General features: G+C 39.3%; 13 protein-coding genes. 7 read left to right on the top strand and 6 right to left on the bottom strand.

Going from position 1 to position 14671, the window contains the following annotated elements:
- Positions 1–214 precede the first annotated feature (214 nt).
- Together HT719_RS10520 and ruvB are read right to left on the bottom strand one after the other, a co-directional pair.
- Positions 215–787 (bottom strand): nucleotidyltransferase family protein, encoded by a 573-nt coding sequence (locus HT719_RS10520; protein ID WP_172929158.1) that lies wholly within the window; start codon positions 785–787, stop codon positions 215–217.
- Positions 768–1766 (bottom strand): Holliday junction branch migration DNA helicase RuvB, encoded by a 999-nt coding sequence (ruvB, locus tag HT719_RS10515; RefSeq protein WP_023939657.1) that lies wholly within the window; start codon positions 1764–1766, stop codon positions 768–770. Before ruvB ends, HT719_RS10520 begins: the two co-directional genes overlap by 20 nt.
- A 131-nt stretch (positions 1767–1897) precedes the next feature.
- Between ruvB and HT719_RS10510 the strand changes: the two genes are divergently transcribed.
- Together HT719_RS10510 and HT719_RS10505 are read left to right on the top strand one after the other, a co-directional pair.
- Positions 1898–1990: a type I toxin-antitoxin system Fst family toxin gene (locus tag HT719_RS10510; RefSeq protein WP_000970381.1), complete on the top strand. Its 93-nt coding sequence runs from the start codon at positions 1898–1900 to the stop codon at positions 1988–1990.
- A gap of 579 nt (positions 1991–2569) precedes the next feature.
- On the top strand, positions 2570–2686 hold the full coding sequence (locus HT719_RS10505; protein WP_138707702.1) for a type I toxin-antitoxin system Fst family toxin: 117 nt from the start codon (positions 2570–2572) through the stop codon (positions 2684–2686).
- Positions 2687–3514: 828 nt separating this feature from the next.
- On the opposite strand, the gene HT719_RS10500 is transcribed toward HT719_RS10505, so the two are convergent.
- From HT719_RS10500 to leuS, 4 genes are read right to left on the bottom strand one after another with little or no spacing between them, the layout of a single operon-like run.
- Positions 3515–3931, bottom strand: coding sequence for a GNAT family N-acetyltransferase (locus tag HT719_RS10500; RefSeq protein ID WP_172929156.1), 417 nt, complete (start codon positions 3929–3931; stop codon positions 3515–3517).
- An 11-nt stretch (positions 3932–3942) separates the two neighbouring features.
- Complete coding sequence (locus tag HT719_RS10495) at positions 3943–4638, bottom strand: GNAT family protein (RefSeq protein WP_001144904.1); 696 nt, start codon at positions 4636–4638, stop codon at positions 3943–3945.
- Between the two features lie 55 nt (positions 4639–4693).
- The gene (locus HT719_RS10490) at positions 4694–5536 is read right to left on the bottom strand and encodes a hypothetical protein (protein ID WP_001081167.1); all 843 of its coding nucleotides are present in this window, start codon (positions 5534–5536) and stop codon (positions 4694–4696) included.
- Between the two features lie 41 nt (positions 5537–5577).
- Positions 5578–8079 carry a leucine--tRNA ligase gene (leuS, locus tag HT719_RS10485; RefSeq protein WP_172929154.1) on the bottom strand — a complete coding sequence of 834 codons (2502 nt, stop codon included), beginning with the start codon at positions 8077–8079 and terminating at the stop codon, positions 5578–5580.
- Between the two features lie 147 nt (positions 8080–8226).
- Between leuS and HT719_RS10480 the strand changes: the two genes are divergently transcribed.
- The 5 genes from HT719_RS10480 (at position 8227) to HT719_RS10460 (ending at position 14552) form a co-directional block, all read left to right on the top strand.
- Positions 8227–9876 (top strand): histidine kinase, encoded by a 1650-nt coding sequence (locus tag HT719_RS10480; RefSeq protein WP_138705966.1) that lies wholly within the window; start codon positions 8227–8229, stop codon positions 9874–9876.
- Positions 9869–10642, top strand: a complete 774-nt coding sequence (locus HT719_RS10475; RefSeq protein WP_000475410.1) for a response regulator — start codon at positions 9869–9871, stop codon at positions 10640–10642. The genes HT719_RS10480 and HT719_RS10475 overlap by 8 nt, the downstream gene beginning before the upstream one ends.
- A gap of 111 nt (positions 10643–10753) precedes the next feature.
- Entirely contained in the window at positions 10754–11800 is a 1047-nt protein-coding gene (locus HT719_RS10470; protein WP_172929152.1) for an ABC transporter substrate-binding protein, read from the top strand.
- Between the two features lie 12 nt (positions 11801–11812).
- Positions 11813–12904, top strand: a complete 1092-nt coding sequence (locus HT719_RS10465; protein ID WP_172929150.1) for an ABC transporter ATP-binding protein — start codon at positions 11813–11815, stop codon at positions 12902–12904.
- A complete protein-coding gene (locus HT719_RS10460) occupies positions 12894–14552 on the top strand; it encodes an iron ABC transporter permease (RefSeq protein ID WP_172929148.1) in 1659 nt (552 codons plus the stop codon). Before HT719_RS10465 ends, HT719_RS10460 begins: the two co-directional genes overlap by 11 nt.
- Positions 14553–14671: the final 119 nt, after the last annotated feature.

Below are 14671 nucleotides of genomic sequence, written 5' to 3'. Positions count from 1 at the left end.
TGTTTTGAGCAACCTGCGGTTAGCTTCCTAGTTTACACTTTGATTTTCATTGAGTATTATTCTCAGGCACCAAGCCCTTTTTTCAAAAAAATAAGCCGCCTGATTTGGCGACTTTATTTTTTATAGGGAGATTATTATGAAAAAGTTTTAGGAGTTTAAGTTAAGGTCTTCTTAACTTATGAGCTTAGTATACACTTCCTAGCTTAAAGTTTCCTTAAGTATTTTTAAAAATCAAATTTTTCCATTTCTCCTGCCAATTTTTCTTGGATAGACGTGTTCGATAAAATTCCATTCGGTCTTCATTCTCTAAAAAATGAGGAGTTGGACGAACTTGAAAATTCAAAATATCCTCCAAAGCGTATGGAGTAAAGAGTTCCAAAACGGATTCTTCATTCAAGCGTAATCCAACAGCCGTACATCGTTCTGGATACTTACTCATAGCATCACGGGAACTGGTATAGGGAGCAGTATGAGGGCTGTGCTGGTGCATATAGACTTGATTTTTCAATTCCCACTGGTACTGAGGAAAGTCCTCTCTCAGCTTTTTCTCTAGGGACAAGGTTTCCTCATAAGAAATATCTGGATCAAAGAAAGTCACATCTACATCTGTTTCACAGTCAAAAGGGGATTTGTCTGACAAGAGATTCCAGATAAAATTTCTGACAGAACCTGCTGCCAACCAGGAATCTTTCAGACCAAGGTTTCGGATGATAGTCAGAATAGCCATCATATCCAGATTTTCTCTGAAAGCTTCCAGAATTTCTTGCTTATTTTTCATTGTACTCATACCCCAAATGCTCATATGCCTTAGCAGTCGCCACTCGTCCAGACCGTGTCCGCATGATAAAACCTTTCTGGATTAGGTAAGGTTCGTACATATCCTCAACCGTCTCACGCTCTTCTGCTATGTTAACAGAAAGAGTTCCTAGACCAACAGGGCCACCACCGTACATCTCAATCATGGTCCGAAGGATTTTTTGGTCCACATAGTCCAAACCTTCATGGTCAACATCCAGCATGGTCAAAGCCTTATCGGTAATAAGATCATCGATCACCCCATTCCCCATTATCTGGGCAAAATCGCGCACGCGCTTGAGGAGACGATTGGCAATACGAGGGGTCCCACGGCTACGTAGGGCTAACTCAGACGCTGCCTCATGAGTAATTTCCATCTCAAAAATATCTGCCGTCCGCTCAACAATTTCCGTCAAATCAACATGAGCATAATACTCCATATGACCTGTAATCCCAAAACGTGCCCGTAGCGGATTTGAGAGCATACCAGCCCGAGTCGTCGCCCCAATCAAGGTAAAAGGTGGCAACTCCAAATGAACGCTGCGACTGCCTTCACCAGCACCAATCATGATATCAATGTAGAAGTCCTCCATGGCACTATAAAGCACCTCTTCCACAGACATGGGCAAGCGATGAATCTCATCAATAAAAAGGACATCCCCAGGCTCCAAGTCATTCAAAATCGCTACCAGATCACCGGCTTTTTCAATGACAGGCCCAGACGTTTGCTTGAGATTGACACCTAGTTCGTTGGCAATAACAAAAGCCATGGTCGTTTTTCCCAAGCCTGGAGGGCCAAATAAGAGCACATGATCCAGCGCTTCATCCCGCATTTTGGCAGCTTCGATAAAGATTTGGAGCTGGTCCTTGACCTTATCCTGTCCGATATATTCACGTAAATACTGAGGACGGAGCGTGCGTTCTACTAACTCCTCATCCCCCATTATCTCATTATCTAAAATTCTACTCATGGCTCTATTATATCAAAAAACCAAGCCACAAACAAAAAAGCCACTGGATTGTGACTCCCGAGTCTAGCACTTATGTGGTATAATATTGTTCGGCACTTCTACACCGCCTACGAAAGGAGGTGAGATAGCCCATGATGGAATTAGTACTCAAAACTATCATCGGACCAATTGTGGTCGGTGTCGTTCTTCGTATAGTCGATAAATGGCTAAACAAGGACAAATAGTGTCAAAAAAGACCTCAAGCTTATTTGGTCGTGAGCTTGGGGTCTTTTCTAGCCTATGATATAGAACTAGTACTCAATTCCTTTTTATTATCCCATAGTTCACGAATTTTGTCAAAGGTTTATATCCTCGGCTTTTCAAGCTTTAACCGCTTTACAACAAGACTTTCAAGTTTAAGATAAAGTTAGGGATTCTATCAATTTCATAGAAATTTTGATTTAGTAAACAAATAGACAATCTTACATGTCACTCCTCATTTAATACGCCACTACTGGACAAGCAAAATCATTATTACAGCAGCTTCCAGTCCTTCAATTAACAGTCCCTTACAATCAAATTGAGTTTGAAGTAGCTGAAGTAACAGCAAACCTATTTCTTAGTCATATTTCCTAAAAAAGTCCCCTCCAATTCCCCGACCAAAATCCGAAAAATATCGAAAAATGATTTTTAGAATAGTCCCCAAAAGCCTGAAATAGAGCCAAAAAACTCCACCTGATTGGGTGACTCCCGACTCTAGCACTTATGTGGTATAATATCATACGGCACTTCTACACCGCCTGCGAAAGGAGGTGAGATAGCCCATGATGGAACTAATCCTTAAAACTATCATCGGACCAATTGTAGTCGGTGTTGTTCTTCGCTTATACTCAATGAAAATCAAAGAGCAAACTAGGAAGCTAGCCGCAGGCTGTACTTGAGTACGGCAAGGTGAAGCTGACGTGGTTTGAATTTGATTTTCGAAGAGTATTAGTCGATAAATGGCTAAACAAGGACAAATAGTGTCAAAAAAGACCCCAAGCTTAATGTGGAAGTTAGCTTGGGGTCTTTTCTAGTCCATGATATAGAACTAATCCTTAATTCCTCTCCATTATCCCACACTTCACAAAATTTGTCAAAGGTTCATATTCTCGGCTTTTCAAGCTTTAACCGCTGGCTAACAATATGATGACTCACTCCTTGACAACCAAGAGCATTATTACAGTAGTTCTAGTCCTTCAATTAATAGTCACTTAAATTCAAAGTGAGGTTGAACTTGCTGAAGCTACAACAGACCTATTTCTTAGTCATATTCGCTAAAAAAATCCCCGCCAAAATCTCAAAAAGTCCCCGCCAATTCCCCGACCAAAATCCGAAAAATATCGATAAATGATTTTTAGAATAGTCCCCAAAAGCCTGAAATAGAGCCAAAAAACTCCACCTGATTAGGTGGAGTTAAGGGAGATTATTATGAAAAAGAAAAGTTTAGGATTTTATTAAATAAAGTTAGGAGGTCTTTATTTAATAACTATATGATACAAGACAAAGCTTAAAACTAGCTTAACTTTTCTCAAATTCTAGCATTTTTTAAAAATTTCTATCAGCATCACCTCACCCCACAAAAAAGCCACCTGATTAGGTGACTTCATTAGGAGATTATGATGAAAAAAAGTTTTAGGATTTCATTAAATAAAGTTAGGAGGTCTTTATTTAATGACTATATGATACTAGACCATCCTTAAACTTTGCTTAAGAAAAAACAAGTTTTGTTATTTTTCTCGATTCGCCCAAGTCATTCCTATACAATCATAGGTGGATAAGACTTCAAAACCCATAGAACGATAAAATCTTACGTTTTTTTCTGTCTCTTCTGTCACCAGCTGGACTTGATAGGCATCTTTGTAATCTTTTAAAGCCTCTTTCATCAAGAGACTACCAATCCCTTGGCGCTGATAGCTAGGCAAAACAATCAAATCCTGTACAAAAACTGATGAAAAACCATCTCCAACCAAACGAATCAAGCCCACCACAGCATCACCATCAAGTGCCAGATAAATTACTAATGAATGCGATAAGGCATGCTCCAGCATCTCTGGTTGATGGGTATAATTTGTCCAACCGACAGCCTGATAGAGATGCAAAACATCCTCTAGCTTGACAATTTCTTGCTTTTTAATAGTAATCATCTCAACACCTCTTAAAGTTCTCTCAAGCTCTTGTACTGCTGTCCATTTTTATCAAAATTTTCAGGACGCAGCCATGTTTCCAAACGATCTTTGACTTGAGGCCAGTCCATATCAATCATAGACAACCAATCCGTATCTCTCGTACGCCCCTTATAAACCACCGCCTGGCGGAAGGTTCCTTCATAGACAAATCCCAAACGCTCCGCAACTCGTCTGGATGGCAGATTTAAGGCATCGCATTTCCACTCGTAGCGACGATAGTTTAGCTCCTCAAAAATATAGCGAGCTAGGAGATACTGAGCCTCAGTTCCTATCCGTGTACCCCTTAGCTCTGGAGAAAAAGTGACTGCTCCGACTTCTATTACTCGGTTATTCTGGTCAATGCGCATGAGAGAAAAAGTTCCCAAAGCCTTACCAGTCGCCTTGTCTATGATTGCATAGTAAAAACGGTCCTTACGAGCCAACATCTGATTTAAAAGGCTAACCAGCTCCCCCATATCTGCTACTGGCTCCTGAAAAAGATAGGTCCACATCTCCCGAGGAGTATCCGGGCCATAAACAGCTAGCAAATCCTCCGCATGTTTTTCTACCGAGAGAGCCTCTATCCTAGCATAACGCCCTTCTAAGAAATCAATAGAAGGCAGTGCACCGGGTGTATAACCTTCCATTGACTCACCAATCATCTGACCATATTCATTTACTGGCATAGCTTTCTCCTTGTTTCACTTTTCAAACTTTTTACTCAACTCTATTTGAATTGTCCTATCTGCTAATTTCAAGTTTTTTATCAATTTCATTTAACAATTTTTCTGCATCTTCTTTATTTAAAACATTTTCTCGTGCTACATAGTTTCTACAAATATTCAGGGCCGCAATTTGGTCTGCTTTATCCAAAGATTCAAACATAATTCTCACTGAGTTACTAGCAATAACTCCTCGTTTATCATCCGAATTTTGAAGAAAGTTAAGTAGAACACTTAAATTGTTCTGACGACACGATTCGTACAAATCAATATATTCACCGTATTTTTTCGATTCAGAATCAGTAAGTTTATCTACAACTTTTACCTGCGAATAAAAATAGATTATTTCCCTATTTTGAATAATATAATTTATTTTTCTGATATATTTTAATCCCTCTATTAAGAGCCAAATAAAATAGATTATCAGAATACCAAACAGTGGTAGCCACATGATACCAACACTGGATTGAATACGAGGATAAGTTTCATTAAAAGAAACTATTAAATTTTTGGCTCCAAAATAATGAATAATGGATAACAAATTTGTCACTATTAATAGAGTTGCAAAAGATTTTGTAAATAAAAATTGATACACTTCAGACTGTGTCCTTATAATTTCATTTGGAGATATTCCAAAAATATTGCTTGATTTATCATTTGAAAAACTAAAGAAAGTAATAAAAACTGCAAAGAGAGTGTCTAAAGTGAGTGTCAAATTTAAACTTTCCTTGTCCCAAAGACAATTTTTAAAATAATATGCACCCACTATTGACATTACTAATACTATAACTGACACTACAATAATAGAAATCTTAAATAATAAAATTTCACACTTCCTGCTATCGTTCACTAATCTATTCATTCTGACCTATTCTAAAGTTCATACTCTAGAGTTACTTCTTTTTATTTCACAACAATGTTAACCAATTTATTCGGTACACTAATCACTTTCACGATGTCCTTACCGTCAATTTCTGCTTTGACTTTTTCATCCGCTAGAGCAATTTCTTGCAATTCTTCGCGTGATAGGTCTTTAGCAACCATGACTTTAGCACGGACTTTTCCTTTGATTTGAACAACGATTTCGACTTCGTCTTCAACTAGTTTGCTTTCGTCCCATGTTGGCCAAGCTACGTAAGAGATTGACTCACCTGTTGCTGCAACTGTTTGCCAAAGTTCTTCTGCCAAGTGAGGTGCAAATGGGGCAATCAATTGGATAAATCCTTTGGCATAGTCAACATAGAGCTTGTCTTCCTTGTTAGCCGCATTGACAAAGACCATAAGTTGGGCAATAGCTGTGTTGAACTTCATAGACTCGATTTGCTCAGTAACAGATTTGACTGTTTCATTGTAGACCTTATCAAGAGCGCCATTGTTTTCCGCAAGGATTTCCTTGCTTGTAATCAAACGGTAAACACGGTCAAGGAACTTACGGCCTCCTTCCAGACCTTCTTCTGACCAAGCAATCGAAGCATCAAGTGGTCCCATGAACATTTCATAGACACGAAGGGTATCGGCACCGTATTGTTCCACCACGTCGTCTGGGTTAACAACGTTCTTGAGGGATTTAGACATCTTGGCTGGTGCTTGCTCCAACTCTTCTCCTGTTTCCACATGGAAGAAGGAACCGTCACGTTTTTCAACCTTATCGGTTGCCACAAGAGCCCCACGGTGGTCACGGTAGCTTGTTCCCAAAATCATCCCTTGGTTAAAGAGTTTTTGGAATGGCTCTTTTGTTGGAACAACACCAAGGTCATAGAGGAATTTGTGCCAGAAACGAGCATAAAGCAAGTGAAGTACAGCATGCTCTGCACCACCCACGTAGATATCTACTGGCAACCATTGTTTGAGAAGGCCCTCATCAGCCAATTTCTCAGTGTTGTGTGGATCGATATAGCGGAGGTAGTACCAGCTTGAACCTGCCCATTGTGGCATGGTGTTGGTTTCACGACGACCTTTAACACCATCTTCACGAGTCACTTCAAGCCAGTCTGTCAAGTTAGCTAGTGGACTTTCACCAGTACCTGAAGGACGGATATCCTTGGTTACAGGCAAGACAAGTGGCAATTCACTTTCAGGAACAGCTGTTGAAGTTCCATCTTCCCAATGAATGATTGGAATTGGTTCACCCCAGTAACGTTGACGGCTAAAGAGCCAGTCACGGAGACGGTAGGTAACCTTCTCTTGTCCACAGCCTTTTTCTTCCAACCAAGCCACAATCTTGGCAATTGCGTCTTCTTTGTTCAATCCATCTAGGAAGTCTGAATTAACATGAAGGCCATCTTCTGTGTAGGCAGCTTCTTCAACGTTTCCACCTTCAAGTACTTCGACGATTGGAAGGTCAAATTGTTTGGCAAATTCCCAGTCACGTTGGTCGTGGGCAGGCACAGCCATAACCGCACCTGTTCCATAACTAGCAAGAACGTAATCCGCAATCCAGATTGGAATTTCCTTGCCATTGACAGGGTTGATGGCATAAGCACCTGTCCAGACCCCAGTTTTTTCCTTGGCAAGGTCTGTACGAGCCAAGTCAGATTTGAGGCTAGCTTGGTGTTTGTAGTCTGCAACTGCTTCTGCTTGCTCTGAACTTACGATAGCGTCTACTAATTCATGCTCAGGAGCCAAAACAGTGAAAGTCGCACCGAAAAGAGTATCAGGACGAGTGGTAAAGACTGTGAATTCCTTATCAGTTCCCTTAACCTTGAAGGTTACATTAGCACCAGTTGATTTCCCGATCCAGTTGCGTTGCATGTCCTTGATAGACTCTGGCCAATCTAGTTCATCTAAGTCATTGAGCAAGCGCTCTGCGTAAGCCGTGATTTTGAGCATCCATTGGCGCATTGGCTTGCGGACAACTGGATAGCCTCCACGCTCAGACGTTCCATCAGGAAGGACCTCTTCGTTGGCGATGGCTGTTCCCAATTCCTCAACCCAGTTTACTGGCACTTCCGCTTCATAGGCCAAGCCTTTTTCGTAAAGCTTGGTGAAAATCCATTGCGTCCACTTGTAGTAGTTTGGATCTGTTGTGTTGACTTCACGATCCCAGTCATAAGAAAATCCAAGCGCATTGATTTGGCGTTTGAAGTTGGCAATGTTCTCCGCCGTAAATTCTGCTGGGTCATTACCAGTATCCATAGCGTATTGCTCTGCAGGCAAACCAAAAGCATCCCAACCCATTGGGTGAAGAACATTGTAGCCTTGCGCACGTTTGTAACGACTGAGGATATCGGTTGCAGTATAACCTTCTGGGTGTCCTACGTGCAGACCAGCTCCAGACGGATAAGGGAACATATCAAGAGCATAAAACTTAGGTTTTGATGCATCTGTTCCTGTCTTAAATGTATGATGTTCTGCCCAGTAGCCCTGCCACTTAGGCTCAATTTCTTTATGATTGTAAAAACTCATGGTCTCTCTCCAATTTTGTGATGTTACTATTATACCATTTTTGAGGGAATTTGGTCTCGTTCTATTCTATACTTTTCTATTTTACCTTGCTCTAAAATTTTTAAACTGCTATACTTATAACAGAAAACCCTTCCAAGGAGGTAGCGGATGTCTCATTCCTTTAAAAAATCTCTCCAAAAAGAAATTCTCCATAGAAGCTCTATCGCAGCCTTTGTGACCTCACTCTTACTACTCATTTTACTTTTTGGTTTTTCCTATTTTTTACAAAAGCAACAACTCTCCAAAGATACGAGACAGATTGTCAAACAGGTTCAAGAAATGAAAGAAGCAAATAATGAGCTCCTGACCACTATGAACTATAAAATGATTCCTGAATTTTTGGACGGCAAACACACAGAGCGAGAAGTCTTTAGCTTATTTTACGAGACAAAAGCTAGATTGAAGCTTAGTTCTGACCTCATTATTCTAAACGATACAGGTGAATTACTATTTAGTACCAATCGCAATCATCAAGAAAGTATTTTATCACCCTACTATCTAAAACTACTCATTCAAAATCCTTCTCAAGATAAAGTGACAGAAAAAATTGCTCTCTCTTCAGACAAGCAACACTACACACTCTTTATCAAACCACTACTTCAAAACCAACGAGTTAAGGCCTATACTATTGCTTTCGTAAATGAGAATGATTTCATCTCAAGTTTCCCAATGATCAATTCCAAATACATCATTACCGATAGCTTTGGAAATATGTTTTCCAACAACACAAATCAGTTTACTCGTTCCACTCTTGAAAAATTGGATGAAAAACTCCTACACTCTCGCACCCACTGGTATGCGAATGAACCGCTTATTGTTCAAAAAGAAAAAGTCGGTGCTATTTTTTCAATCTATACTTTTCAATCCTTTTTTCCCATTCCTAGCTTACTCGGCCTAGCCTCCGTCCTCACCTTATGTATATTCTTCCTCTACTTCTGGCAAGCGAGACGAATTGCTCATAAAATTGCCACACACAACGCTGTTCCCATTGAAAGTTTGGTTTACCAACTTCAAGAAATTCCCAAACAAGCAGAAAAAAGGCTTTCTCTACAAACAGGTGATGAGTTTGAGTTTATGGCAGAAAAAATCAACAATATGTTGTACGAATTAGATCAACTTCATCAAAAAATGTTGACCATAGAAAAAGAAAAATGGATTTTTGAAAGAAAAATGCTGGAAGCTCAGTTCAATCCTCATTTTCTCTACAATACACTTGAGACGATTAAAATCACTTCTTTAATGGATGCCGCCCTCACACAAGACCTAATTCAAAATCTCACGCGCATTCTTCGCTACAGTATCACGGATTTAGAAAAAGAAACAACCATTTGTCAGGATTTAAAGATTATAGAGGATTACCTTATGATTCATAAGATTCGTTTTGAGCACTTTTCTTATGATATTGTCTGTCCAGAAACTGTCGATAATCAGCCTATCCCTAAACTTTTCTTACTTCCTCTAGTAGAAAATGCTATAAAATATGGGATGCAATACCGTATTGATCTTCATATTGATATCCAAATTACCTTGGAAGCAGATTCTCTGACTTTTTTAATCAAGGATAATGCCGGAGGGCTCACAAAACAAGAGCGACTCGCTATTTTAGACTCTTTAGAAAGCCCTCATACCCAGCATGGCATCGTGAACAGCTACAAACGATTGAGCAATTTCTTTTCTGATGTCCAGCTAGATTTAGGAGTCAATCGCCAAGGAGAAACTTGGGTCAAATTTATAACGAAAGGACTAACTCATGTTTAAGCTCATTATCGTAGAAGACGAACACCTCATCCGAAAATGGCTAGAGATTGCCGTAGACTACTCTGCCCTAGGTATCCAAGTCGTAGGAACTGCCAGTCACGGTCAAGAGGGAATGAAACTCATCCAAGAAAAAGAACCTCATATTGTCTTAACAGACATCACCATGCCAATTATGGATGCTTTTATGATGTTCGAAGCCACTCGTACCCTTTCCTATGAAAAAGTTATCTTATCAGGTTATAACGATTTTCAAAATGCCAAAAAAGCCATGCAATACGGAGCAGTTGATTTCTTATCCAAGCCAATTGATACCAAGGAATTGACAGAATGTCTTCAAAACATTGTTTTGCGATTACAAGGTAGTACCTATCAAGAAACTCCTTTTTTAGAAGAATATCAAACTTTACTCACCTCTATCCAACAGGTTGATACACAAAACCAAATCATTCAACAAATTATTTCCTTTGTCCACAAGCATTATGCAGAGCATTTTACGATTGCGACTATTGCTGAAGCTTTAAACTATAGCGAAAGCTATCTATATAAAGTTATCAAAGAAGACTTCCCCATGACTCTAAATGAATATATCTTACAATATCGTCTGAAACAAGCTATAGATAAGATGGCTGAATCTCCCAACTCCCCTCTAAGCGACATCTCTGATCAAGTTGGATTTTCAGACTATAAATATTTTGCCAAAGTATTTAAAAAGTATCTCCATATTTCCCCAAAGGAATTGAAATCACTCGGAAGAATAGTAAAATAAGCTATTCTTCTTTTTGTAGAGAATTTTACTCTAATAGAATAGAATTGTCGGTTTTAAAAACGCTTATATTGTTTTAAAATAAACTTAAATAACACAACGGAGGTATCCATCATGAAAAAGAAATGGATGTATTATGCTGCTTGCGGACTAGCCCTTTTTGGTCTTGCTGCTTGTTCTTCTAATGAATCTGCCGATGGCGGTTCATATGATAAAGGAGACGGCGGTTCGCTAGTCGTTTATTCACCAAACTCAGAGGGCTTAATCGGAGCAACTATTCCTGCCTTTGAAGAAAAATATGGTATCAAAGTAGAACTGATTCAAGCTGGTACTGGAGAACTTTTCAAAAAACTAGAATCAGAAAAAGAAGCTCCTGTGGCCGATGTTATCTTTGGTGGTTCTTACACACAATATGCTACCCACGGAGAACTCTTTGAAAACTATACTTCAAAAGAAAATGATAATGTTATCAAAGAATATCAAAACACAACTGGCTACTCTACACCTTATACACTAGATGGTAGTGTCTTAATCGTCAATCCTGATTTAACGAAAGGCATGAACATCGAAGGATATAGCGACCTTCTCAAACCTGAACTAAAAGGAAAAATTGCAACTGCTGACCCAGCAAACTCTTCTAGCGCCTTTGCTCAATTAACAAATATGCTACAAGCTCAAGGTGGTTACAAAGACGATAAAGCATGGTCTTATGTAAAAGATCTCTTCACACTTATTGATGGTAAAATCGGATCAAGTTCATCTGGTGTCTATAAAGCAGTCGCTGACGGAGAAATGGCTGTTGGTCTCTCTTATGAAGATCCAGCAGTTAAACTCTTAAATGACGGAGCTAACATTAAGGTAGTCTATCCAAAAGAAGGAACCGTCTTCCTACCTGCTAGTGCTGCTATCGTTAAAAAAACGAAAAATATGGAAAATGCCAAGAAATTTATCGATTTCATTATCTCTCAAGAAGTACAAGATACACTTGGCACAACCACTACTAACCGTCCTGTTCGTAAAAATGCTAAAACAAGCGAAAACATGAAACCAATTGACAAAATCAAAACACTCACTGAAGATTATGATTATGTCATCAAGAATAAATCAGATATTGTTAAGAAATACAACGAAGTCTTTACAGATATCCAATCTAAACAGTAAAAGAGGTTCACTATGAGTGAGATCAAAATTATTAACGCCAAAAAAATCTACCACGATGTCCCTGTTATTGAGAATTTGAACATTACAATTCCAAAAGGAAGTCTCTTTACCCTTCTTGGGCCTTCAGGTTGTGGGAAAACGACCCTTCTTCGTATGATTGCAGGTTTCAACAGTATCGAAGGTGGAGAATTTTACTTCGATGATACAAAAATCAATAATATGGAACCCAGCAAACGCAATATCGGGATGGTTTTCCAAAACTACGCTATTTTCCCACATTTGACTGTTCGAGACAATGTTGCTTTTGGTCTCAAGCAAAAGAAAGTTCCAAAAGAAGAATTGATCCAACAGACCAACAAGTATCTTGAACTCATGCAAATTGCTCAATATGCGGATCGGAAGCCCGATAAACTCAGTGGTGGACAACAACAACGTGTCGCCTTGGCACGTGCCTTAGCGGTTAATCCAAGTGTTCTCCTCATGGACGAGCCACTTAGTAATCTGGATGCCAAACTTCGCTTGGATATGCGTCAAGCCATTCGAGAAATCCAACACGAAGTGGGAATTACAACTGTTTATGTGACCCACGACCAAGAAGAAGCTATGGCTATTTCAGACCAAATTGCTGTTATGAAAGACGGAGTCATCCAACAAATCGGTCGGCCAAAAGAACTCTATCATAAACCAGCTAATGAGTTTGTGGCTACCTTTATCGGACGCACAAATATTATCCCTGCCAATCTCGAAAAACGGAGCGACGGCGCTTATATCGTCTTTTCAGATGGCTATGCTCTTCGAATGCCAGCCCTTGATCAGGCTGAAGCACAAGATATTCATGTAAGTATTCGTCCTGAAGAATTCATTAAAGATGAATCTGGAGATATTGAAGGAACTATTAGCGATAGCGTCTATCTTGGACTAAATACGGAGTATTTCATTGAGACAGGTTTTGCCTCAAAAATTCAAGTTAGCGAAGAATCAACTTTTGAAGAAGATCTACAAAAAGGCGATCGTATTCGTCTACGAATCAATACGCAAAAATTAAATGTCTTTTCAGCAGATGGTTCGCAAAACCTGATAAAAGGAGTCAACCATGGAACGTAAAAAACTAAATATTTGGACAGCCTCCTCTTTCTTCATCTTTCTCACCTATCTTGTCTTTCTCGTTTATCCTATCGTTACCGTGCTCAAGCAAGCACTCATACATGAAGGACAATTTTCACTAGCTAATTTTGTCACTTTCTTTAGTAAAGTCTACTACTCTGAGACACTTGTCAACAGTTTCAAGGTTTCCATTACCGCTACTGTCACTTCCTTAGTTGTAGGAACCCTATTAGCTTATCTCTTTTCCATATATGATTTCAAGGGGAAGAAATTTCTACAAATATTGATTATCATTGCTTCTATGTCAGCTCCTTTCGTGGGAGCCTACTCCTGGATTCTCTTGCTGGGACGAAATGGGGTCATCACTAAATTCCTGACAAATACCCTTCATCTTCCAGCTATCGATATTTATGGATTCAAAGGAATTGTACTTGTCTTTACACTGCAACTATTCCCACTGGTATTTCTATACGTTGCTGGGACAATGAAAAGTATTGACAATTCTCTACTTGAAGCTGCTGAAAGCATGGGTTCCTTTGGATTTAAGCGTATCGTAACGGTTGTTTTACCTCTCCTAGTTCCAACCTTACTAGCTGCTGCCTTGCTTGTATTTATGAGAGCATTCTCAGATTTTGGAACGCCTATGTTGATTGGTGAAGGATATCGGACTTTCCCCGTCTTGATTTATACCCAATTTATTAGCGAGGTTGGAGGAAATTCTGCTTTTGCATCTGCTTTAGCCATTATGGCGATTATCATTGCCTTGACAATTTTCCTTATCCAAAAACACATTGCAAACCGCTACAGTTTCAGCATGAATTCGCTCCATCCAATTGAGCCTAAAAAAACTACAAAAGGAAAAATGGCTGCCATTTATGCAACAGTCTACGGAATTATCTTTATCTCTGTTTTACCTCAAATCTACTTGATTTATACCTCTTTCCTAAAAACATCAGGTATGGTATTTGTCAAAGGTTATTCTCTAAACAGTTACAAGGTAGCTTTCAATCGTATGGGCTCTGCTATTTTCAATACCATTCGTATCCCTTTGATTGCCTTAGTTCTAGTTGTCCTATTCGCAACATTTATCTCCTACCTAGCCGTTAGAAAACGGAATTTGTTTACAAACTTAATTGACAGCCTCAGTATGGTCCCTTATATTGTACCAGGAACCGTTCTAGGGATTGCCTTCATTTCTTCCTTCAATACTGGTCTATTTGGAAGTGGATTTCTTATGATTACAGGGACAGCTTTCATCTTGATTATGTCCCTATCTGTCAGAAGATTACCGTATACTATTCGCTCATCTGTTGCTAGTTTACAACAAATAGCCCCAAGTATTGAAGAAGCTGCTGAAAGCTTAGGAAGTAGCCGTCTCAATACCTTTGCCAAGATTACAACTCCAATGATGCTATCTGGTATTATTTCTGGAGCCATCCTATCTTGGGTCACAATGATTTCAGAACTCTCTACTTCTATCCTCCTCTACAATGTCAAAACAAGAACAATGACTGTAGCCATTTATACAGAGGTTCTCAGAGGGAATTACGGTGTAGCCGCAGCCTTGTCAACTATCTTGACTATTCTAACAGTAGGTTCCTTGCTCTTGTTTATGAAAATCTCTAAAAGCAATAGCATTACACTTTAGTTTTCCCCATCAAAAACAGCCGAAAGGATTACCCTCGGCTGTTTTTTCTTATCTTGATATTCCTATCAAATCCCTAGCTCATGGCAAGCAAGTCTAGACTAATTATACTCAATGAAAAT

This window comes from Streptococcus sp. k-378, from assembly GCF_013277505.1.
Classification (GTDB): domain Bacteria; phylum Bacillota; class Bacilli; order Lactobacillales; family Streptococcaceae; genus Streptococcus; species Streptococcus pseudopneumoniae.
The sequence above is the reverse complement of the archived record's forward strand: the minus strand, read 5'-3'. Positions and strand labels throughout refer to the sequence as shown.